The organism is Polynucleobacter sp. MWH-UH25E (assembly GCF_018687095.1).
In the GTDB taxonomy this organism is placed as follows: domain Bacteria; phylum Pseudomonadota; class Gammaproteobacteria; order Burkholderiales; family Burkholderiaceae; genus Polynucleobacter.
In genome coordinates, this window is sequence record NZ_CP061286.1 from 637,436 (window position 1) to 658,205 (window position 20,770).

Annotated in this window: 25 protein-coding genes; 16 read left to right on the plus strand and 9 right to left on the minus strand. The window is 44.3% G+C overall.

Going from position 1 to position 20,770, the window contains the following annotated elements; all coding sequences use genetic code 11:
• Nucleotides 1–41: 41 nt before the first annotated feature.
• From ICV39_RS03440 to ICV39_RS03460, 5 genes are read right to left on the minus strand one after another with little or no spacing between them, the layout of a single operon-like run.
• The gene (locus ICV39_RS03440) at nucleotides 42–818 is read right to left on the minus strand and encodes an SDR family oxidoreductase (RefSeq protein WP_215390490.1); all 777 of its coding nucleotides are present in this window, start codon (nucleotides 816–818) and stop codon (nucleotides 42–44) included.
• Entirely contained in the window at nucleotides 815–2,110 is a 1,296-nt protein-coding gene (locus ICV39_RS03445; RefSeq protein ID WP_215390491.1) for a cyclopropane-fatty-acyl-phospholipid synthase family protein, read from the minus strand. Before ICV39_RS03445 ends, ICV39_RS03440 begins: the two co-directional genes overlap by 4 nt.
• Nucleotides 2,107–2,892 carry a DUF1365 domain-containing protein gene (locus tag ICV39_RS03450; RefSeq protein ID WP_215390492.1) on the minus strand — a complete coding sequence of 262 codons (786 nt, stop codon included), beginning with the start codon at nucleotides 2,890–2,892 and terminating at the stop codon, nucleotides 2,107–2,109. Before ICV39_RS03450 ends, ICV39_RS03445 begins: the two co-directional genes overlap by 4 nt.
• A complete protein-coding gene (locus ICV39_RS03455; RefSeq protein WP_215390493.1) occupies nucleotides 2,893–4,278 on the minus strand; it encodes an NAD(P)/FAD-dependent oxidoreductase in 1,386 nt (461 codons plus the stop codon).
• Entirely contained in the window at nucleotides 4,275–4,856 is a 582-nt protein-coding gene (locus tag ICV39_RS03460; protein WP_251372723.1) for a glutathione peroxidase, read from the minus strand. Before ICV39_RS03460 ends, ICV39_RS03455 begins: the two co-directional genes overlap by 4 nt.
• A gap of 90 nt (nucleotides 4,857–4,946) precedes the next feature.
• On the opposite strand from ICV39_RS03460, the gene rfaE2 reads away from it, so the two are divergent.
• The gene (rfaE2, locus tag ICV39_RS03465) at nucleotides 4,947–5,435 is read left to right on the plus strand and encodes a D-glycero-beta-D-manno-heptose 1-phosphate adenylyltransferase (protein WP_215390494.1); all 489 of its coding nucleotides are present in this window, start codon (nucleotides 4,947–4,949) and stop codon (nucleotides 5,433–5,435) included.
• Nucleotides 5,436–5,456: 21 nt separating this feature from the next.
• Here rfaE2 and ICV39_RS03470 read toward each other — a convergent pair whose 3' ends face one another.
• Together ICV39_RS03470 and ICV39_RS03475 are read right to left on the minus strand one after the other, a co-directional pair.
• The gene (locus ICV39_RS03470; RefSeq protein ID WP_215390495.1) at nucleotides 5,457–6,269 is read right to left on the minus strand and encodes a type III pantothenate kinase; all 813 of its coding nucleotides are present in this window, start codon (nucleotides 6,267–6,269) and stop codon (nucleotides 5,457–5,459) included.
• Nucleotides 6,266–7,063 (minus strand): biotin--[acetyl-CoA-carboxylase] ligase, encoded by a 798-nt coding sequence (locus ICV39_RS03475; protein ID WP_215390496.1) that lies wholly within the window; start codon nucleotides 7,061–7,063, stop codon nucleotides 6,266–6,268. Before ICV39_RS03475 ends, ICV39_RS03470 begins: the two co-directional genes overlap by 4 nt.
• 37 nt (nucleotides 7,064–7,100) lie before the next feature.
• On the opposite strand from ICV39_RS03475, the gene ICV39_RS03480 reads away from it, so the two are divergent.
• The 7 genes from ICV39_RS03480 to ICV39_RS03510 are packed head-to-tail and all read left to right on the plus strand — an operon-like array spanning nucleotide 7,101 to nucleotide 11,830.
• Nucleotides 7,101–8,201 carry a VanZ family protein gene (locus ICV39_RS03480; protein WP_215390497.1) on the plus strand — a complete coding sequence of 367 codons (1,101 nt, stop codon included), beginning with the start codon at nucleotides 7,101–7,103 and terminating at the stop codon, nucleotides 8,199–8,201.
• A gap of 12 nt (nucleotides 8,202–8,213) precedes the next feature.
• Complete coding sequence (locus ICV39_RS03485; RefSeq protein ID WP_215390498.1) at nucleotides 8,214–8,522, plus strand: ferredoxin; 309 nt, start codon at nucleotides 8,214–8,216, stop codon at nucleotides 8,520–8,522.
• Between the two features lie 38 nt (nucleotides 8,523–8,560).
• The gene (locus ICV39_RS03490; protein WP_215390499.1) at nucleotides 8,561–9,277 is read left to right on the plus strand and encodes an alpha/beta hydrolase; all 717 of its coding nucleotides are present in this window, start codon (nucleotides 8,561–8,563) and stop codon (nucleotides 9,275–9,277) included.
• A gap of 15 nt (nucleotides 9,278–9,292) precedes the next feature.
• Nucleotides 9,293–9,559: a YbeD family protein gene (locus ICV39_RS03495; protein ID WP_215390500.1), complete on the plus strand. Its 267-nt coding sequence runs from the start codon at nucleotides 9,293–9,295 to the stop codon at nucleotides 9,557–9,559.
• Between the two features lie 6 nt (nucleotides 9,560–9,565).
• A complete protein-coding gene (gene lipB, locus ICV39_RS03500; RefSeq protein ID WP_371816554.1) occupies nucleotides 9,566–10,225 on the plus strand; it encodes a lipoyl(octanoyl) transferase LipB in 660 nt (219 codons plus the stop codon).
• Nucleotides 10,226–10,242: 17 nt separating this feature from the next.
• Nucleotides 10,243–11,247 (plus strand): lipoyl synthase, encoded by a 1,005-nt coding sequence (gene lipA / locus ICV39_RS03505; protein WP_215390502.1) that lies wholly within the window; start codon nucleotides 10,243–10,245, stop codon nucleotides 11,245–11,247.
• A complete protein-coding gene (locus tag ICV39_RS03510; protein ID WP_215390503.1) occupies nucleotides 11,228–11,830 on the plus strand; it encodes a hypothetical protein in 603 nt (200 codons plus the stop codon). Before lipA ends, ICV39_RS03510 begins: the two co-directional genes overlap by 20 nt.
• A 31-nt stretch (nucleotides 11,831–11,861) precedes the next feature.
• Here ICV39_RS03510 and ICV39_RS03515 read toward each other — a convergent pair whose 3' ends face one another.
• On the minus strand, nucleotides 11,862–12,119 hold the full coding sequence (locus tag ICV39_RS03515; RefSeq protein WP_215390504.1) for an accessory factor UbiK family protein: 258 nt from the start codon (nucleotides 12,117–12,119) through the stop codon (nucleotides 11,862–11,864).
• A gap of 262 nt (nucleotides 12,120–12,381) precedes the next feature.
• On the opposite strand from ICV39_RS03515, the gene ICV39_RS03520 reads away from it, so the two are divergent.
• From ICV39_RS03520 to ptsP, 8 genes are all read left to right on the plus strand, one after another.
• Nucleotides 12,382–13,314 carry a TorF family putative porin gene (locus tag ICV39_RS03520; protein WP_215390505.1) on the plus strand — a complete coding sequence of 311 codons (933 nt, stop codon included), beginning with the start codon at nucleotides 12,382–12,384 and terminating at the stop codon, nucleotides 13,312–13,314.
• A 25-nt stretch (nucleotides 13,315–13,339) separates the two neighbouring features.
• Complete coding sequence (locus ICV39_RS03525; protein ID WP_011903792.1) at nucleotides 13,340–13,678, plus strand: P-II family nitrogen regulator; 339 nt, start codon at nucleotides 13,340–13,342, stop codon at nucleotides 13,676–13,678.
• Between the two features lie 13 nt (nucleotides 13,679–13,691).
• Nucleotides 13,692–15,176, plus strand: coding sequence for an ammonium transporter (locus tag ICV39_RS03530; protein WP_215390506.1), 1,485 nt, complete (start codon nucleotides 13,692–13,694; stop codon nucleotides 15,174–15,176).
• A 103-nt stretch (nucleotides 15,177–15,279) separates the two neighbouring features.
• Nucleotides 15,280–16,578, plus strand: a complete 1,299-nt coding sequence (gene gshA / locus ICV39_RS03535) for a glutamate--cysteine ligase (RefSeq protein WP_215390507.1) — start codon at nucleotides 15,280–15,282, stop codon at nucleotides 16,576–16,578.
• A gap of 26 nt (nucleotides 16,579–16,604) precedes the next feature.
• The gene (gene gshB, locus ICV39_RS03540; RefSeq protein ID WP_215390508.1) at nucleotides 16,605–17,546 is read left to right on the plus strand and encodes a glutathione synthase; all 942 of its coding nucleotides are present in this window, start codon (nucleotides 16,605–16,607) and stop codon (nucleotides 17,544–17,546) included.
• A 1-nt stretch (nucleotide 17,547) separates the two neighbouring features.
• On the plus strand, nucleotides 17,548–17,970 hold the full coding sequence (locus tag ICV39_RS03545; protein WP_215390509.1) for a PTS sugar transporter subunit IIA: 423 nt from the start codon (nucleotides 17,548–17,550) through the stop codon (nucleotides 17,968–17,970).
• Between the two features lie 18 nt (nucleotides 17,971–17,988).
• Entirely contained in the window at nucleotides 17,989–18,258 is a 270-nt protein-coding gene (locus ICV39_RS03550; RefSeq protein WP_215390510.1) for an HPr family phosphocarrier protein, read from the plus strand.
• A 2-nt stretch (nucleotides 18,259–18,260) separates the two neighbouring features.
• Nucleotides 18,261–20,009: a phosphoenolpyruvate--protein phosphotransferase gene (gene ptsP / locus ICV39_RS03555; protein ID WP_215390511.1), complete on the plus strand. Its 1,749-nt coding sequence runs from the start codon at nucleotides 18,261–18,263 to the stop codon at nucleotides 20,007–20,009.
• On the opposite strand, the gene ICV39_RS03560 is transcribed toward ptsP, so the two are convergent.
• Nucleotides 20,006–20,764, minus strand: coding sequence for a HesA/MoeB/ThiF family protein (locus ICV39_RS03560; protein ID WP_215390512.1), 759 nt, complete (start codon nucleotides 20,762–20,764; stop codon nucleotides 20,006–20,008). The genes ptsP and ICV39_RS03560 overlap by 4 nt on opposite strands.
• Between the last annotated feature and the right edge of the window lie 6 nt (nucleotides 20,765–20,770).

The window sequence follows — 20,770 nt, forward strand, 5'->3', positions numbered from 1 at the left end:
CATGCCAGCAGCAATCAATCAAGGCCACCTAATAAGCGGACTTAGATTTTGACGAAGCATCGCACAATCCAAAAATAGAGCGGATAAGGCAAGATTCTCAGGAATTTCAAAAATCTTGAGAATCGTTTTGGAAAGTGAATGTCAAATTCACCTTTCTGAATACCTTTTAATATTTCTGAAGCCGCTTCATCAGCGCTAATTAGGGCGGGCATTTCAAAATCGTTCTGTGCAGTCGCCTCCGTTGCCACAAAGCCTGGAGAAATCATGTGCACTCCGATGCCTTTGGGAAGCAAGTCATAGTAAAGAATTTCGCAAAAGTTGATGATGGCTGCTTTGCTAGGGCCGTATGCCAAAGCCTTAGGTAGGCCACTATAGCCAGCAACACTACCCACTATTGCAATATTTCCTCTTTGGGTTTGAAGCATTTTTGGCAGAACCAGTGCTACCGCTTTCATGGGCCCAAGAAGATTGGCATCAATAGTTTGTTCGGCAATATGGATATCAAAGTCATCGGCTCTCAACGGAGTGTAGATGCCTGATACAAACAGAAGTAAATCGATTCCGCCCCATGTATTAATGATCTTTTCATAAGCAGTAGCTAGCTGCTCATCATTAGTCACGTCTAGCGGGGCTACCAATGCTTGATCAACCTTTGCTTCTTGCGCAATCGCATTTAAACGCTCAACCCTTCTGCCCGAAAGAATGACTCGCGCATTTTGGTTGATTAATGATTTGGCGCATGCCTCACCAATACCGCTGGAGGCGCCAATAATCCATATTCGCTTATCTGAGAAGCTACTGATTCCTATTTGCTTCATGGGGTCAGGGCATCGGGCGATGTCTTTGATGATGAGTGGCTCAGGGTGAATTGCACAACATCAATACTGTGCTCGGCAAACCCTGCAGCGCAGTACATGAGATAAAAATTCCAGAGCCGAATAAAGGCTTCATCGAAGCCAAGATTACGAATTTCTTGAAGTTTTTGATTAAAGTTGTCGCGCCAAATACAGAGTGTTTTGGCGTAATCCATTCCAAATGCAAATTCGTTTTCGATTTTTAATCCTGCTTTAGTAGCAGCAGTGTTAAAACTGGCGCGTGATGGAAGCATGCCTCCAGGAAATACATATTGTTGAATAAAGTCTGTGCTGTGACGATAGCGTTCAAATAAATGATCGGCGATGACAATCGTTTGAATACATGCTTTACCGCCAGATTTCAGGCATTTTGCAAGCGTTTGAAAATATTCAGGCCAGTGTTTTTCACCCACAGCCTCAAACATTTCAACTGAAGCGATTCCATCAAATTGCTCTTGGCAGTCCCGATAGTCCTGTAGGCGAACTTCAAAATGACTCGGGTTGTTCGAAAGCGATTTGAGATTTTGTAGTCGATTTTCCGCGAATGCTTTTTGCTCGGTAGACAAAGTAAGACCCGTGATTGATTTGCCGCTGAGTAACGCCTCTTCCATAACTCCGCCCCAGCCACAACCTATTTCTAGAATGTGATCACCCGGCTTGGTATTGAGAGAGCTTAAGATGCGTTTGATTTTGGACTTTTGTGCATCGGCAAGGGTTTGCTTCGCGCCTTCAGAAAACCATGCGCTGGAATAACTCATGCTAGGGTCAAGCCATAGGCTATAGAAGGCATTGCCTAAGTCATAGTGAGCATGAATATTTTTGCGACTACCCGATTTTGTGTTGTCTCTTAACCAATGCTTCAAACGGTAAAGAATGGATCCAAGCCAGCTGCCGTAAATTGCTTTTTCGAGGATGGTTCGGTTGCGAATGGCAAGTTCCAAAATTGCTTTTAAGTCCTTACTATCCCACTCGCCTCGAATGTAGCTTTCTGCAAAACCAATATCTCCATGAGACATTAGATCTTTGAAAACATTCCACTCGAAGATTTGAATATTAGCTTGCAGTGAATCTGCTTTATTGCCAAATTCTTTTACCTGACCATCTGGCAAAGTCATTTTGAGATAGCCACTATTTAGCTGGGATAGCAGGCCAAGAACAAATTTTGTGCTGTAGTCACCTTTAGGTGAATGCGATGCACCTCTCTTATGGTTTGAAAAATTGAGGCGTGAAAGTAAATTTTGTCCTGGGCGATTCATTTGCTAACTTCAAACTTGGGTGGTTTGGGCTTTGAGTGAAAGGGTACACCTTTTAGCCATAATTTCAATGCCTGCCAATGAATACGAAATATCACCCCAAGACTCATCAAGGGGTAGCGTAATAGAGCTAGATATAGAGCAGATTTAGTAAGGGGGCGACTAATTCCGCTGATGCTGGTGTTAATGAGCGGTAGTCCATCTTCATGCAGCTCAATTCTGGCAAGGATGTTTCGTTTGGATTGGCTATCTTCGGCAAATAAGAACCGAAATTGGTACTCACCACGGACATCGCAAAATGGTGAGACATGAAATACCTTTTTGCTGCTGAGTGTTTCGCCAGATCGAAGTGCTTCACCAGAATCTTTATGCAGCAAATAGCAATGACGCTCCCCAAAAGTATTGTTTACTTCAGCTAAGATTGCGCGGACTCTTTTATCGGCTCCAGTGCAAATCCAAAAACTGACGGGATTAAAGACATACCCCAGAACCCTGGGAAAGGTCTGCAGCCAAATTTCACCATCAATTTGGCTGATGCCATATTTCTGCAAAATACCTTCTATCCATGCAAGGCTATCTGCTTCGCCGCGACCGTGATCTTTATCGTAGAAAGAACATAAGCCTAGTCGATTGTCGTTTAAGCCTGAGTCAGTCAAAAGGAGTGGGTCACCTTTGCGTGCCCGCATAGGAATGGAGATGGTGAAAACACCATATGAGAATGCATTTTTTGCTGGCCTTAAACGGCTATGCTTGACTACTCCAAAGTTGATCTTTGCTTGATTCATTTAGCAAGTATCTTGCTTTGGCATAGTGTTTAATGGCGAGTGAAGGCTCTCGACTAATGCCTCTGCAACGAGTTCTCCAGAGCGTAATCCATCTTCGTGAAACCCAAATCCGGTCCAGGCACCGCAATACCAGATTGAGTGCGTCCCTTGAATAAGTGGTAATTCTTTTTGTGCCTGAATAGCCTTCATATCAAACACAGGATGTGAATACTGAATTTCTTGTTGTACTAATTTTGGATTGGGTTCTGCGGAGGGGTTTAAGCTCACAATGATTTGTGTGTCCTTCAGCTCTTTTGGTAGCGGCTGTAGAAGGTTTATGAGGTAGTTCACGCTCACATGTTGCTTGGACGATGGTGTAGTGCCCGATTTAGCGGTGTAGTTCCACGCCGCCCAGCAACGTTTCGTTTCCGGTAGAAAATTGGTATCGGTGTGGAGTATGGCGCGATTCTCTTGGTATGGAATTGCAGCCAAAATATCTTTGGCTTCTTGATCAATGCCGTGAAGCAAAGTTAGCGTTTGATCGCTATGGCAGGCCATCACCACTTCGTCAAATAAGGCAGATCCTGAAGCGCTAATAACTTCCGCAGCAGATCCATCGTGAGCTGCATTAACACGTAAAACATTCTCGCGTTTGATGACGACTTGATTTTGTTCGAGAGCATGTACGATACGCTTGACGTATTCACGTGACCCTCCCTGAACTGTAAGCCACTGAGGCCGATTCTGAATTTGTAAAAGACCATGATTATGACAAAAGCGGATCATGGTTTGAATAGGAAATTCGAGCATCTGCTCAACAGAGCATGACCAAATTGCGCCAATCATCGGCAAGAAATAATTTTCTCTGAAGCTTTGGCTAAAACGATTCCGATCTAAGAAGCTTGCAATGGTTTCATCGGGTTCTGAATATTGATGACCAGCGGCAATTTGATCGTGAGCCAATTTAGTTGCCATGCGATTGAAGCGCAGGATGTCATAAGTCATCCGCCAGAAAGAGATCGATAGCAAATTAGATCGTTGGCCAAAGAGGGAATTAATGTCATTACCAGCCCACTCAAGTTTGGGGTGAGATGGATTTTTTTCAGAGGTATCAATGGAAACCGAAAAAGACATTTCAGAGGGCGCTATTGGGACCTGAATCTCTTCAAAGAGCCTTACTAGGCGAGGATAAGTCTTGCGATTGAAAACTAGAAAACCAGTGTCGACGCCATAAGACAATTGCTTGCCATCATGCTCATATGTGAAGCCAACAGTATTGCTATGCCCGCCAATGTGGTTCCCGCCCTCATACAAGGTAAGTTCTATATTGGGTTGCTGGCGAAGTGCATATGCGCATCCTAAGCCAGAAATGCCAGCGCCGATGATGGCAATTCTTTTTTTGCTCACTGCGCTTTTTCCTCTAAAAGTTTCTCGATCTGATCAGTAATTGAATTGCTTGTCGGTTTTGTAACGCTACCGAAGGAATCTACCACGTTACCTTTGCGATCGATCAAGTATTTGTAAAAGTTCCACTTCGGTGTAGTGCCAGTTTTTGCAATTAGCATTTTGAAAAATGGATTTGGATTGTTTCCAGATACACTACTTTTTGCAAACATTGGAAATTTGACGTCATAAGTGTTTTTGCAGAAATCAGCAATTTCTTTGTTACTGCCAGGTTCTTGTTGCCCAAAATCATTTGATGGGAATCCTAAAACGACAAAGCCTTTGTCTTTATATTTGGCGTAAATTTTTTCAAGCCCCTCATATTGGCTTGTAAATCCACAAAAGCTAGCAGTATTAACAACCAAAATAACTTTGCCTTGATATTGGCAGAGGTTTTGGGGCGCATCATCTTGTAGACGAGGGAAGGTATGGGATAACAGGGGGCCGCAGCTAGATGCAGCTTGTGCGGTGTTAAAAAGGGAAAATCCAATAAAAAATAGGAAGATCCAAATGGTCAAGCGGCGATTTACTATAGGGTTCATAAGGTCTCCATTCTTCTTGTTTTGCCTGCCAAGTCTAAGTCATTCTGATGAATATCGCAGGGCAAGACTCAAAGCTATTAATATTGCAATATGAGTACATATTCTTCGCCCTCTTTTGAATCTAAAGTCTGCACCCCAGCACAACTTCAAGAGCGTATTTCAAAATTACCAAGACCCATTGTTTTTACCAATGGCGTCTTTGATATTTTGCATCGTGGGCATGCCAGCTATCTCGCTCAGGCACGTGCACTGGGTGCCAGCCTGGTGGTGGGAGTTAATTCAGATGCCTCAGTCAAAATGTTGGGTAAGGGTGATGATAGGCCAATCAATACTGAAGCTGATCGTCAAGCATTGCTAGCAGCATTGGAGAGTGTTGACTTAGTAGTTGTGTTTTCCGAACAAACGCCAGTGAATTTAATTGAGCAAATTCATCCGGATATTTATGTCAAGGGTGGAGATTATGAAATCGATATCTTAGCTGAAACTAAGCTAGTAAAAACATGGGGAGGCAAAGCTATTGCTATCCCATTTTTGTATGAGCGCTCAACTACTAGCTTATTGGGAAAAATACGTTCATAGAAGATTGTTTGCTTTTTGGTTTTAGATATTTTTTAAAAGCCAAGCCCAAACACCACGTAACACCAGGCCTTCACTGACTTCAATCTTCGGGGTGCTTAGTACATTGGCCTGCTGAATTTGATTCATAAGCGTCTTTGCATTGCCCCCATCAAGCCAAATTTTTTCAATTGGCAAATTCATTTTTTTAGCCAGATCTAGTGCATATTGAATTGCACCAATCTGTGCCGCATCACAACCGCCAATAATGGCTTCGTTTGTAGATGTTCCAAATCCTGGCGCAGATGCATCGCGAACTGCAAGTGGTAGCTGCGCTGTATTGGCTTCAAGGCTCTGGTGCATCAAGCTGAGGCCTGGCAGAATCCAGCCACCGTAGTGCACACCATTTGAGCCTAGTAGGTCGATAGTCGTTGCGGTACCCGCATTGATGATGAGCGCGTTTGATTTGGATAGGGAGCGGGCGCCAATAATAGCGCTCCAGCGATCAGCCCCTAATTTACTTGGGTCTTGATAAAGTGTGCGCACTCCATCAAAGGCGTCATCACCACTCAGTTGTTTCCATTGAATATCTTGCCATTGTGGAAATAAAGACTGGAGTTGTTGGATTGCCTCTGTACCAGCAACACAGCTAAATGCAATTGCATCAGGCTTTGGCAATGTTTTAGAGATGTAATCAGCCAACTCCGCGCGATGTTCTGGAGATTTTAGTGATTGAGTGCTAATTGATCCGGAGTAATCCCATAATTTTTTCTGTTGATCGGACGGTTGTTTTGTGGACTCGACTGCAGCCCACTTGAGGCGCGTATTACCAACATCAAAAATTAAATATAGGCTCATGACTGCACTCTTAAAGAAACATCGCCTGCATAAATTGAAAGCACTTTTTCATCTTTTTCAAGCAAAAGCGCGCCATCCATGCCGATACCTTTTGCTATCCCATACACAGGCTCTTTACCTGCCCCTGAAAGGCAGACGGCTTGATTTGCATAGGCGTCCCATGTGCTCCATGCCTGCTGATAAGGAGTAAATCCTTGAGTATCAAAGTCTTGAAAGTGTTGCACTAAGGAATCAAGCAAGCTTAACCAAAGATACTCGGCGTCTGGTAGCTCTGAATTTTTTGGCAACAGATCCTCAATTGCACTGACTTTTACACCGACCTCATGAAGATTTTTTTCTATTGAACTTGCATTGCGTAAATTGAGACCAATACCAACAATCATCCAACTTGGGTCGGTCGGTTTTGCTTGCCCACCCTCAATCAAAATTCCGCCAAGTTTGGCGTTGTTTAACAGTAAATCATTTGGCCACTTCAGACGAAGACCAGATTGCAATAGCAGCGACTTATTTAGATTGCAAGCTCTCGCAATGCCTTCAATTACCGCTAAGCCCACTAGTAGACTAAGGCCAGCTAATTGAGCAGGGCTTCTCTTGAAGGGGTAGGCAACGGAAAAGCAGATGGAGTCATCTGGATTTGATAACCAAGCGCGACCAGCCCTCCCTTTTCCGGCAGTTTGTCTATAGGCAATTCTGGCTACAGGGTCAATTAACTGGCCCGAGCGCCAACGATCCAGAAGATCATCATTGGTGGACTTGGTCTCGGCAACACGTTCGAGGATGCAATTAGCAGTCATTTCGCCATTGTAGAAAGGTCTGACCTAGAATTGTGGAATGCATTCAAAAGATCACCGCCCTCGTCAGTTGTTATGGCCATTGCAGGCCATGCCGCTTGCGCGTGCAATGAGTCTCATTTATGCCTTATTGATTGTATATATGAGCTTAAACCCGTTTGATTTTGATTTTCATAATGGTATTGGCGCATATGCATGGATTGATGCCCCCTTGCCACGATTTATTACGCTTTTCGATGTTTCGGTAAATATCTTGGCTTATATCCCTTTTGGATTTTTATTAGTTTTCGCTGCCTACCCACGTTGGCAAAATTTTGTTGCATTAGGTATAGCCATTGGTTTGAGCGCAGTATTGGCGTTGAGCGTGGAAACTTTACAGTCATGGTTGCCAACGCGTATCCCCAGTTTGATGGATTGGTGGGCAAATGTATTTGGAGGTTTATTGGGCGCTTTGTTGGCTATTCCTCTGGGTCCCCAGTGGTTATCTGGAAGTGCGTTACGGCGAAGATTTGATCAGTGGTTTGGTTTGAACTGGGCGGTATGTGCACTCTTCCTGCTTTTCCCGTGGTCGCAAATTTATCCGCAAAGTTCATGGCTAGGTGTTGGTGTTTGGGGGCATGTCATTTTTGGCTCAATTGATTGGGGAACTCTTGTGGTCAATCAAATTGCTCAGGAGATGTTCATTACCGGTTTTTGTTGGCTTGGTGTGGCTCTGCTTCTTTCTTTGGGGATGCGCGTCAAAGCACCCCAGTGGCAGATCTTAAATGGCTTGCTCTGCTTCACGGTTGTTCTGAAAACCTTATTTACAGCACTGCAATTTGGTGTTGAGTTCAGCTTTATTTGGCTAACTACAGGTGCGTTTTGGGGAATGTCTTTAGCAACAATCGCCTTGCGTTGGGCTTTGAGGTTGCCTCAGAGAACCAAATGGTTTTTGGCAATATGTTGTTTGATTGGCGTCACTGTTGTTATTAACATAATGCCCGATAATCCTTATTTCATTTTGACTTTAAGACATTGGAATCAAGGACGACTATTGCACTTTAATGAGTTGATGCAGTGGGTATCAGTCATATGGTTACCGATGGCTTTTATTTGGATGATTCGTAAAGCATTTCGCCCTCAACCACATTCTCAATACTGAATCTATTTACCCATGGCTTTTTCTCACCATTTATTTTTTTGTTTAAACCAGCGTAGCAACGGCGAAGATTGTTGCGATCGTCATAATGCATTTGCTCTATTTGAGTATGCGAAGAATAGAGTTAAAGAATTGGGCCTTGCGGGCCCTGGAAAAATTCGGGTCAACAAAGCGGGCTGCCTAGACCGTTGTGCTGATGGCCCGGTAATGGTTGTGTATCCAGAGGGTGTTTGGTATACCTTGATTGATCAAGAAGATGTGGAGGAGATTATTCAATCCCACTTAATTAAAGGCTCTCCTGTAGCTCGCTTGCAGCTTGCCTAGATAGATTTAGCCGTTTTTTATTGTTGAAAGTATTACGTATGAATAGCCGTACTAAATTAATTCAGATTGATGGAATTGTTGGCCCAATCGAAATGTCGATTGATCTTCCGGATGAGCTGAAAAACGATCCCAACTTTGCGGTGCGCGGTCTGGCATTGGTGGCTCACCCTCATCCGTTGATGGGTGGAACCATGGATAACAAGGTTGCCCAAACGATGGCCCGTTCATTCAACCAATTGGGTTATGTAAGCGTGCGCCCTAATTTTCGTGGCGTTGGTGGAACCGCTGGGGTACATGATGATGGTGTTGGGGAACTAGAGGATTTACTACACGTCACTGAATGGATGCAAACCCCATCTAGTTGGTCTCAGTTTGAGGCGACTGCTAGTCACCCTTGGGTTAATTTGGCGAATACTTTGCCGTTAGTGGTTTCTGGGTTTTCATTCGGCAGCTTTGTGGGTAGTCATCTGGTTCAGCGATTGGCAGAGTTGGGTAGGCCAGCTGAGCGTCTCGTGATGGTGGGAAGCGCTGCTGGTAAATGGACTTTGGCGCAAGTGCCTGCAGACACGATTTTGATTCACGGTGAATTGGATGAAACTATTCCTTTGATTGATGTGCTGGACTGGGCGCGCCCACAAGAATTAACAGTCCAAGTAGTGCCTGGCGCTGATCATTTTTTCCATCGCAGATTGCATTGCATCCGCAACATCATTACTGGCGCTTGGTTAGGTATGCCAGATCATCGTAAGCAATAAGAGAAGAGCCTCGATATGTCCGAAGAAAAATCTTTAATTGAATATCCATCCCTCTTTCCCATCAAGGTCATGGGGAAAAATATTCCTGAGTATTTGCCAGCCATTGTGCATATTGCAAAACAGTTTGATCCTACCTTTGATGAAAGCAAGGTAGAGCAGCGACCTTCAAAGGATGGAAATTATTTGGGTATTACATTGCCCATTACGGCAACTAGTCGAGAGCAATTGGATGAGCTCTATCGCACCTTATCTACTCATCCAATGGTGAGCATTGTTCTCTAAGACTGCTTGATGAAGGTTTTAGTTAAACATCTTGGTGTAGCGGATTACGCTAAAACGTATGCTGCAATGCAGACATTTACTAAAGAGCGTGATGCTAATACTCCAGATGAAATCTGGGTTTTAGAACATCCGCCAGTATTTACTTTAGGGTTGGCAGGAGACGCTAGTAATTTACATTCACCAAGCAATCAGATTCCAATGGTTCAGGTAGATCGCGGTGGTGAGATTACCTATCATGGCCCAGGTCAGCTTGTTATTTATCTATTGCTTGATCTAAAGCGTTTAGGAATTTACGTTAAAGAATTGGTGTTTCGCATTGAGCAAGCGGTGATTGACACTCTGTCAGATTTCGGTGTGCAAGCTGAGCGTAAGCAGGGTGCCCCAGGAATTTATGTGTCAGATCAGGATGGAGTATCAGGTGAGTGGGTGGGGGCTAAGATAGCGGCTTTGGGGCTAAAGGTTTCCAGAAGCTGCTCGTATCATGGCCTAGCATTAAATATAGCCACCGATTTAGAGGCATTTGGGCGCATCCACCCCTGTGGTTATGAGGGCTTAAAGACAGTTGATATGCAAACCCTCGGGATCAAGGACAATATAGACATTATTAGCCAAGTGCTTTTAAAGCATTTACAAAAGCAACTAAGCTTAGATGGCCTAGATGAATAAAAAAACGCTAGATGACAATGAATAAATCCGATTCCAAGCAGGCGACTGAAGAACGTCAAGATCTTCAGTACGATGCCACTCGTAAACAAAAATCGAGTGAGAAGACTGCTCGTATTCCGATCAAAATTGTTCCTCTTGAAGAGGTATTAAAAAAGCCTGATTGGATTCGGGTGAAGGCCGCCTCTGGAAATTCTCGTTTTGCTGAAATCAAAAAGATTTTGCGTGAAAACGAATTAGTAACAGTTTGCGAAGAGGCAAGCTGCCCAAATATCGGCGAGTGCTTTGGCAAAGGCACGGCTACATTCATGATCATGGGCGACAAGTGCACAAGACGTTGTCCGTTTTGTGATGTAGGTCATGGTAGACCTGATCCCCTCGATCAAAAAGAGCCCGCGAATTTGGCTCGCACTATTGCAGCATTAAAGCTGAACTACGTAGTCATTACCAGTGTGGATCGCGATGACTTACGCGATGGCGGTGCTATGCATTACGTAGAGTGCATTACGCAGTCTCGTGAACTATCGCCAACTACTCGCATAGAAGTTTTAGTGCCAGATTTTCGTGGGCGCTTAGACAAGGCATTGGATATATTTGCTGAGCATGCTCCTAATGGTTTGCCGGATGTCATGAATCACAATTTAGAAACAGTCCCGCGTTTGTATAAACAGGCTCGTCCAGGCGCAGACTATTTGCATTCTTTAAAGTTATTGAAAGAGTTCAAAGAGCGCTTTCCGCATATTCCAACTAAGAGTGGATTAATGGTTGGACTTGGAGAAACCGACGAAGAAATCCTGGAGGTCATGCGGGATATGCGCGAGCACAACATCGACATGCTGACGATTGGTCAATACCTTGCCCCTTCAGGCCACCACCTGCCAGTCACGCGTTATGTGCATCCCGATGTATTCAAAATGTTTGAAGAGAAGGCATATGAAATGGGCTTTTCTCATGCTGCTGTAGGTGCTATGGTGCGCTCTAGTTACCATGCAGATCAACAAGCACATGGAGCAGGTATTGTTTAAGGGCTTTACTCGGCCTTATCTGCTTGCAACCTTTTTACTTCTGTTAGTTGCTTGTAGCCCAAAGCTCAACTGGCGAACAGTGCAATCGCCTGAGCAACGATATACAGCCTTATTTCCGGGTAAGCCAGACAAGTTAGAGCGCTTGATTCCAATTAGCGATCAAGAGTTTCGTCAGACTCTCGAAGCCGTCAAGATAGATGATGATATTTACTCCATCAATTCGATTGAGGTTCCCGCGAAACAAGTGAATACCGATTTAGTACAAAAAATCACGAAACAGTTACAAAGCAATTTGTTGGATAGGGCTAAAGCTTCTGGTGGATCTGTTGCTGCTGAAGCAGGCAACTTTCAAAATAGTCAGCACCAACGTATTGGAACAACTGACTACTACATTGTCTTCAATGGGGCTGGTAAAGCCCAGCAAACTATGCGGGTGCGTTGGATTACGCGATTAAATGATGATAAGAGTGCTTGGATATATCAAGTTTCAGTATTGCATACGAATTCAAATATGAATGATGCAAAAGCACTTTTATCAAAAGAAGAATACGAAAACTTTTTTAATGAGTTTGTTCCAGAGTAAAAACTCTAGGTAATTCAATTTAACCGAGCAATTATTTTGCTTGTTCTAGAGCAGCAACCTTTGCTTCCAATGCCTCTAATTTTTCTCTGGTCTTTGCAAGAACCTTTGTTTGCAATTCAAATTCTTCACGAGTAACCAAATCCATTTTTTGGAAACCTTGGTTCATCATGGCCCGCACATTTTTTTCAATCTCTTGTGCTGGTGAATTGCGAATAGCTTCCCCCACTTTGTTTTGCATATCGTTAGCAATGCGCTGAATTTGCTCGAGGATTTCGCCAGGTTTTTGCATGATGGGTTCTTTATTGGGATTAATAGTTGCGTAAAAGACACATATCTGTATTTTAATTTGAGGCACCAAAAATGGGGAAAAACGCTAAAAAAGTCTAAAAATTGAAGAAATTCACATAATAGGTGCAATATTAAGCACTAAAAAAGTGCATTGGCATTAATAAGGGGAATGGCTGGGAATTCAAAAGTGGCCATCCCGTCATGATCACTCCATGCAATAAGCATTAATCCCTTTTTTGATTACAAACAGTAAGGAGTAATACATGAAAACTTTACATAAGAAAGCAATTTCTGCGGCAGCAGTTGCATTGCTATCAGGTTTAGCCTCAACTGCAGTTTTGGCTGAAGAAGCTGCGGCTCCAGAGGTAAGCCCAGTTACTGCGAACGTGACAGTTGCAAGTAGCTATATTTACCGTGGTATTACCCAGTCAAACAATAAGCCAGCAATTCAAGGCGGCTTTGATTACGCACATGAGAGCGGTTTCTATGTAGGTAACTGGAACTCAAGCATTAGTTGGATCAGCGATGCATACAACAGCACTTCAAATACAAATGGTCCAACAAAGTCAGCTCCTTCAACCTCTGCGCCTGTAGAGATGGATTTCTATGCCGGTTTCAAAAAGGAACTTATTGGCGAAGGTTTTGCGAGTGACTTTGGTGTTTTGCAGTACTACTACCCAACTACAGGTTTAGGTGGTGTGCAGTCCAAGGCTTGGGTGACAGCTAATCCATCAATGCGTCAAACATCTGGCGTAAATCCAAGCACAACAGAGTTGTATGCAGCTCAAAACTTTACTTTTGGTCCTGCAACTGGTTTTTTCAAGTTTTCATATGCTCTGACAAATTTATTCGGTATTCAAAACTCTCAAGGATCTTTTTATCCTGATTTGACTGCTAACTATGACACAGGATTTTATGGAATTACCGTCAATGCACACGTTGGTTATCAGTACGTACCAAACAATGTTGTTACTACAACAGCTTTAGCTGGTGCTGGTAACGGTGGCACATGGAATCTGAGCTACGCAGACTGGAAGCTAGGTTTGACTAAGGACTTCGGTGGCGGTTTATCTGGTACTGCTTACTACACTGGTACAAGCGCACAAAAAGTTGGCAGCACTTATGTTTATGCAACACCTAACGGTGGCAATGCTGGACGTGGTAACGCTGTTGTTGCTTTAACCAAGACTTTCTAATTTCCACCTCTGAACGGAGATACACATGAAATTAATTACCGCAATCATCAAGCCCTTCAAGCTTGACGAAGTGCGCGAAGCTCTCTCGGAAGTGGGAGTTTCGGGCATCACCGTCACTGAAGTTAAAGGCTTTGGTCGTCAAAAGGGTCACACTGAGTTGTATCGCGGTGCTGAGTATGTTGTTGATTTTTTACCTAAGGTAAAAATTGAAGCTGCTGTTGAAGATGGCATCTTGGAGCGTGCGATTGAAGCAATTGAAAAATCTGCGCGTACTGGCAAGATTGGCGATGGCAAGATTTTTGTCTCTCCAGTTGAGCACGTCATTCGTATTCGTACCGGTGAAACCGGTGCGTCAGCACTTTAAAGAGAGGTTCAAAATGTTAACTTGGATGAAACGACTTGTTGCTGGCGGTGCGATGGCCTTGGCCATTGGTGCTACTGGCGTAATGGTGACTTCGCCAGCGCACGCTGATGAGGTTAAAAAGCCAGCAGTAACTGCGCCTGCCGCAACACCAGCAGCTGCAGAACCTGCGCCTGTACTTTGCTCTGAAAAGTGCAATAAAGCTGATACAGCATGGATGATGGTATCCACTGCATTAGTGCTATTGATGACACTTCCAGGCTTAGCTTTGTTTTACGGCGGCTTAACTCGTAGCAAAAATATTCTTTCCATTTGCATGCAATGCTTCATGGTCTTCTCTTTGATTACAGTGCTCTGGTCTATCTATGGCTATAGCTTTGCATTCACTGAGGGTGGGGCATTCTTAGGTGGACTTGATCGCTTGTTCTTGGGCGGCATGAATCCAGATTCAGTAGCGGCAACCTTTAGTAAGGGTGTTGTGATTCCTGAATATGTATTTATGGCTTTCCAAGCAGTGTTTGCAACGATTACTTGCTGCTTGATCATTGGTTCTTTTGCTGAGCGCGCTAAGTTTTCTGCAATCCTAGTGTTCATGGTTATTTGGTTCACATTCAGCTACTTACCTATTGCTCACATGGTTTGGTTCTGGCCTGGTCCAGATGACATCAAAGATGCTGCATCACTTGAGGCTATCACTGCTCGTGCTGGTTGGTTGTGGCAAAAAGGTGTTCTCGACTTTGCCGGTGGAACCGTTGTTCACATCAATGCCGCGATTGCTGGTTTGGTAGGTTCATTTGTAATCGGCAAGCGTATTGGTTATGGCAAAGAAGCAATGAAGCCACATAACTTAGTTTATGTAATGACCGGTGCTGCACTCTTGTGGTTCGGTTGGTTTGGTTTCAATGCAGGTTCTGCACTTGAAGCAAACGGTAGTGCTGCATTGGCATTCGTTAACACCTACTTGGCAACCGCTGCTGCTGTATTGGGCTGGTCTGTTGCTGAATGGGTTCTCAAAGGTAAGCCTTCCATGTTGGGCGCTGCATCTGGTTGCGTAGCAGGTCTAGTTGCGATTACTCCTGCGGCTGGTTTTGCTGGCCCTATGGGTTCAATCGTTATCGGCTTGATCGCTGGTGTAGTTTGCCTTTGGGGCGTTACTGGTCTCAAGAAAATCTTGGGCTCTGATGACAGCTTGGACGTTTTTGGTGTTCATGGCGTAGGCGGTATCACTGGTGCTTTATTGACCGGCGTATTTGCTGACCCTGCTTTGGGTGGTTCAGGCATTTGGGATTACGTAGCAAATGCTGTTGCTCCTGATTACTCAATCGCTAGCCAATTATGGATTCAGGCACAAGGCGTAATTACTACTGTGATTTGGTCTGGCGTAGTTTCTTATATCGCTTTCAAATTGATCGATATCGTGATCGGTTTGCGTGTGAAGGAAGAAGAAGAGCGCGAAGGCTTGGATATCAGCTCACATGGTGAGTCTGCCTACGAGTCTTAATCTGTTTTACCCCTCGCCGGACGGCTTTTAAGGGCTGTTCGGTACTTTAAGCGCGGGATCCTAGGATCCCGCGTCTTTCTTTTAAAAATCTTACAATGGTGGAATGGTTCCACATCTCATTACTGCCCTAAGTGGCCCTTTACTCGAACTCGAGTCAAAGGTGCTTGAAGCAACCCCAACCATTGAGCGCTGGTTCAGGCTTGAGTGGCAAGAGCACACGCCGCCATTCTATTGTTCGGTTGATTTACGAAATTCGGGTTTCAAGCTGGCCCCAGTTGATACCAATTTGTTTCCTGGAGGATTTAATAATCTCTCTCCGCAAATGTTGCCTTTGGCGGTACAGGCTGCAATGGCTGCAATTGAGAAGATTTGTCCAGAAGCAAAAAATTTATTGTTAATACCTGAGCGTCATACTCGCAATACCTTTTATCTTCAGAATATTGCTCGCTTGTCTTCAATCTTGCGTCAAGCAGGATTGAATGTTCGCCTAGGAACTTTTTCTGAAGAAATTAAGAAGCCAACTTGGATTGAATTGCCAGATGGCAATCGACTTCTTATGGAACCTTTATCGCGTTTGGGTTTGAAGAAACAACGCTTGGGTTTGAAGGACTTTGATCCTTGTTCTATTTTATTGAACAATGACTTGTCTGCTGGTATTCCACCTATTTTGGAGAATATTTACGAGCAATATTTATTGCCAGGTCTGCATGCTGGTTGGCATGTACGTCGTAAGTCTAATCACTTTGCTGCGTATGAAGAAGTAGCGAAGAAGTTTGCAAAAGTGGTTGATATTGATCCGTGGATGATCAATCCTTATTTCACAAGCTGCTCAAATATTAATTTCCATGAGCGCAAGGGTGAAGATGAGCTTCAGGCTGCAGTAGAGCAGGTACTCAAAAAGACTGCAAAGAAATATCGTGAATACGGTATTAAAGATAAGCCTTATGTTGTGGTGAAGGCTGATGCTGGCACCTACGGTATGGGCGTGATGGTGGTGAATGACCCGGCACAACTGAAAGGCTTAAACCGCAAAGACCGTAACAAGATGAGCGTTGTTAAAGAAGGTCTTGAAGTTAGCGACGTATTGATTCAGGAAGGGGTTTACACCTTTGAGAAGGTCAATGAAGCTGTTGCCGAGCCAGTGGTTTATATGATTGATCGATATGTGATTGGTGGTTTCTATCGCGTTCACACAGATCGTGGCCCCGATGAAAATCTTAATGCGCCAGGTATGCATTTTGTTCCGCTAGCATTTGAACAAAACTCGATGCCAGACTTATCTGCTAAGCCGGGCAGTGCGGCACCAAATCGATTCTATTTGTATGGCGTTGTTGCCCGATTGGCTTTGTTGGCCGCCTCTCTTGAATTAGAGAGAACTGATCCCGATATGGAAGTGGCATAAGTCCGGCTATTAGGACTACAGAAAATATGGATCTTTTATTTATTGCCGACCCTCTAGAGTCTTTCAAGATTAAAAAAGACTCTACTTTGGCAATGATGCGCGCGGCCCAAGAAGCAGGGCATCGTCTGTGGTTTTGTCAAAGTCGCAATGTTTTATGGAAAGACAATTCAGTAATTGCGGATTGTCAAAGCTTGCTTATCAAACCTGCTTCGACATCTTGGTATGAACTGGGTGAGCTCGAATCGCGATCTCTAAATGCCTTCTCTGCCGTACTCATGAGAACAGACCCTCCATTCGATATTGAATACCTCAATACAACTTGGCTCCTTTCTGCGGCAGTGAGGCAAGGTGCAAAAGTTTTTAATAATCCAAGCGCTGTTCGGGATCATTCTGAAAAACTTTCTATTACTGAGTTCCCTGAATTAATTCCACCAACATTAGTGACGCGAGAGTTAAGTGCGGTTGAAGAGTTTCATCGTCAGCATCGCGATATCGTCATTAAGCCCCTTGATGGTATGGGGGGGATGGGCGTATTTAGAGTTGGTGCTGATGGTTTAAATCTGGCAAGTATTGTTGAAACACTTGGCGAGAACGGTGCAAGAACATTAATGGTTCAACGCTTTTTGCCAGAGATTGCTCAAGGCGATAAGCGAGTATTGCTTATTGGTGGCGAGGTAGTGCCATTTGCTTTGGCGCGCATTCCGCAGGGTGCAGAAATTCGGGGTAATTTAGCTGCTGGAGGTAAAGGAGTTGCAATGCCTTTAACGGATACTGAAAAGCAGGTTGCAGAGAAGTTAGCCCCTATTTTGAATCAACGCGGTTTATTCTTAGTGGGATTAGATTTGATTGGTGGTCGTCTTACTGAAATTAATGTGACTAGCCCGACCTGTTTTGTTGAAATCACAGATCAAACCCAGTTTGATGTACCCCAATTTTGGTTAAAAGCGCTTGAAAGGGCGGTGTCATAACATGGCAGGAATCGTAATTGTTGCGCATACCCCTGTAGCTAGCGCAATGCTAGGATTTGTTGAACATACATTTGGCGCATTACCTGAACGTATTCGAGCTGTGGATATTCCACCTCATGAAGATATCAAAGCCAGTTTTGATCGGGTATTGAAAGCCGCCTATGGAGTGAATTCGGGTAACGGTGTTTTGATTTTGACTGATGTGATGGGTGCTACACCCGCAAATGTAGCTTCCAAGTTAGAAGGTTTGGGCCCACTATCAGGATTAAATACGCCTGTGGTTGTTTTGGCCGGGCTGAATCTTCCAATGCTAATGCGCTGCGTTTCGCATCGCACCGAAGATCTTGAAGAGTTGGCTCAAAAGGCTTTGGCTGGTGGCCAGAACGGTATTTTGCGCTTAGGTGCAAAAGTAAGCCAAGCGTAAATAGGGGAGAAGCAAAACATGCCCGTTGCTGAAATTGAGATCATTAACAAATTGGGTTTACATGCGAGAGCCTCTGCAAAGCTATCTCAGTTAGCAGCGCAATTTCCTTGTGAAATATTCTTGTCACGTAACGGTCGTCAAATTAATGCAAAGAGCATTATGGGTGTGATGATGTTGGCGGCTGGAATTGGTAGCACTGTTACGCTTGAGACTGTGGGCGAAAAAGCGGATGAAGCTATGGAGGCCCTCACTGTCTTAATTAATGATCGCTTTGGAGAAGGCGAATAAGCATGACATTTGCATTGCATGGAATTCCAGTATCAAAGGGTATTGCCATTGGCAAGGCCGTACTGATTTCGCGTGCAGCATTAGAGGTTAGTCATTATTTAGTTGAGCCTGGCAAAGAAGAGGCAGAGGCTAAAAAATTATTAGATGCTTTCGATCAAGTGCGTTTAGAGCTTGATCAGTTACGCCAAGGCTTGCCTAAAGATGCTCCTCAAGAGATGGCAGCATTTTTGGATGTGCATGGCATGATCTTGGCCGATCCTGCCCTTGCAGAAAAGCCACTCAAATTGATTCGTACCCAGCGACTCAATGCTGCTTGGGCCTTGACTACGGAGCTTAATGATCTCTTAGAGCAGTTTGCGGAAATTGAGGATCCCTATTTAAAAGAGCGCGCGAATGATATTCGGCAAGTTGCTGAGCGCGTTATTAAGGCGATTAATTCACAAAAAGATACTCTGGAAACTGAGTTCTTGCCATCGAGCGATGTAGGTGTCGAGTCCATCATTGTTGCCCATGATATTGCTCCGCATGACATGTTGCGCTTTAAAGATCACGCATTTACTGGTTTCGTAACCGATCTTGGTGGAAAAACTTCTCACACTGCGATTGTTGCGCGCAGCATGGAGATTCCAGCGGTAGTTGGTGTACGACATGCTAGCGAAATGATTCGTCATGGCGATTGGCTTATTTTGGATGGTGAACAGGGTGTTGTCGTTGTTGCGCCTGATGAGCAATTATTGGCAGAGTATCGCAAGCTACAAAGTCAGGCTGCTAAAGATGCGCGAAAACTCCAACAGCTAAAGCATGCCAAAACAGAAACTTTGGATCGTGTTGATATTGAGCTCTTTGCCAATATTGAGTTGCCAGAAGATGCTGTGCAAGCTGTGAAGTTAGGTGCAGTGGGAGTTGGTTTATTCCGTTCCGAGTTTTTATTTATGGATCGAAAACAAGCTTTGCCCGATGAAGAGCAGCAATATCAAGAATACCGTCGGGTTGTTGATCTCATGCATGGTTTGCCAGTTAATATCCGAACGATTGACGTTGGTGCTGATAAGGCGCTGGGTATAGGTGGTGCTGATGTATCGCAAACTGGCACATCACCGCTGGGTTTGAGGGCGATTCGTTGGTCCTTAACAGAACCAGAAATTTTTCTTACGCAGCTAAGAGCAATATTGCGTGCCTCGGCTCACGGTCAAGCGCGCATCATGATTCCAATGCTTGCTCATGCAAAAGAAATTGATGAAACATTTCGTTTAATCGAAAAAGCAAAACAGCAGTTACTGCAGCGTGGACAGTCATTTAACCCCAACATTCAAGTGGGCGCCATGATTGAGATTCCGGCAGCTGCATTAGTGCTCCCTTTATTTATTGACCGATTTGATTTTTTATCCATCGGTACTAATGACTTAATTCAGTACACCCTGGCGATTGACCGTGCTGATCATGCAGTGGCGCATTTATATGACCCATTGCATCCTGCAATTCTGAATTTGATTGCTAACATCATTGATCAAGCGAAGCGTGCTGGTGTACCTGTAGCGGTTTGTGGCGAGATGGCGGGGGACCCTAGCTTGACGAAGTTATTGCTTGCGATGGGCTTGACTGATTTCTCTATGCACTTTAGCCAACTTTTGTTGGTTAAGCGAGAAATTCTGCAAGCTAATGCAGGCATCTTAAAGGCTCGCTTCCCACGCGTTTTAAAAGCTTACGAGCCTGAGGCTCAAGCAAAAGCCTTAGAGCGTTTGTTCTCTTAATTGGAGTGATGTTCTCCGCAAACTGGGCAGTCAGGGTTGCGGGCAATTTTGATTTGATCTACTTGTGTGGTGCGAGCATTCCAGAGCAACATTCGCCCCACTAGCGACTCCCCAAATCCAATGATGACCTGAAGCGCTTGCGCAGCTTGAATGGTGCCGATAATGCCAACTAGTGGAGAGAAGATGCCCATGCTAGAACAGCTGACTTCTTCAAATTCTTCTTCTGGGGAGAAGATGCAGGCATAACAAGGGGAAGTTTTGGTTTGGGAGTCAAACACAGAAACCTGCCCATCAAAGCGCAAAGCGGACCCGGAAACTAGGGGTATTTGATGTTGAACACAGGCTGCATTGATGAGTTGCCTAGTTTTAAAGTTGTCAGTGCAATCTAAAACAATATCAACTGTTGGTAATAGTTTAGCAAGTAGATGGCTTGTAGCTTTTTCCTGAACAATATCCACCCGAATACTGGAGTTAAGTTGACCTAAGAATTGTTGGCCTGAAGCTACTTTACTTTTGCCAATCGTTTTTTCAGTATGCATGACCTGTCGTTGTAGATTGGTCAGCTCGACTACATCATGATCAACAAGCGTGATTTTGCCAACGCCTGCAGCTGCTAAGTATGGCCCAGCTGCGCTACCTAGACCCCCGGCCCCAATGATTAAGGCATGGCTGCGTAATAACTTTTCTTGACCCTCAACATCGATATCCTCAAGCAATAAATGCCTTGAATAGCGAAGTAACTGCTCATCATTCATATTTTC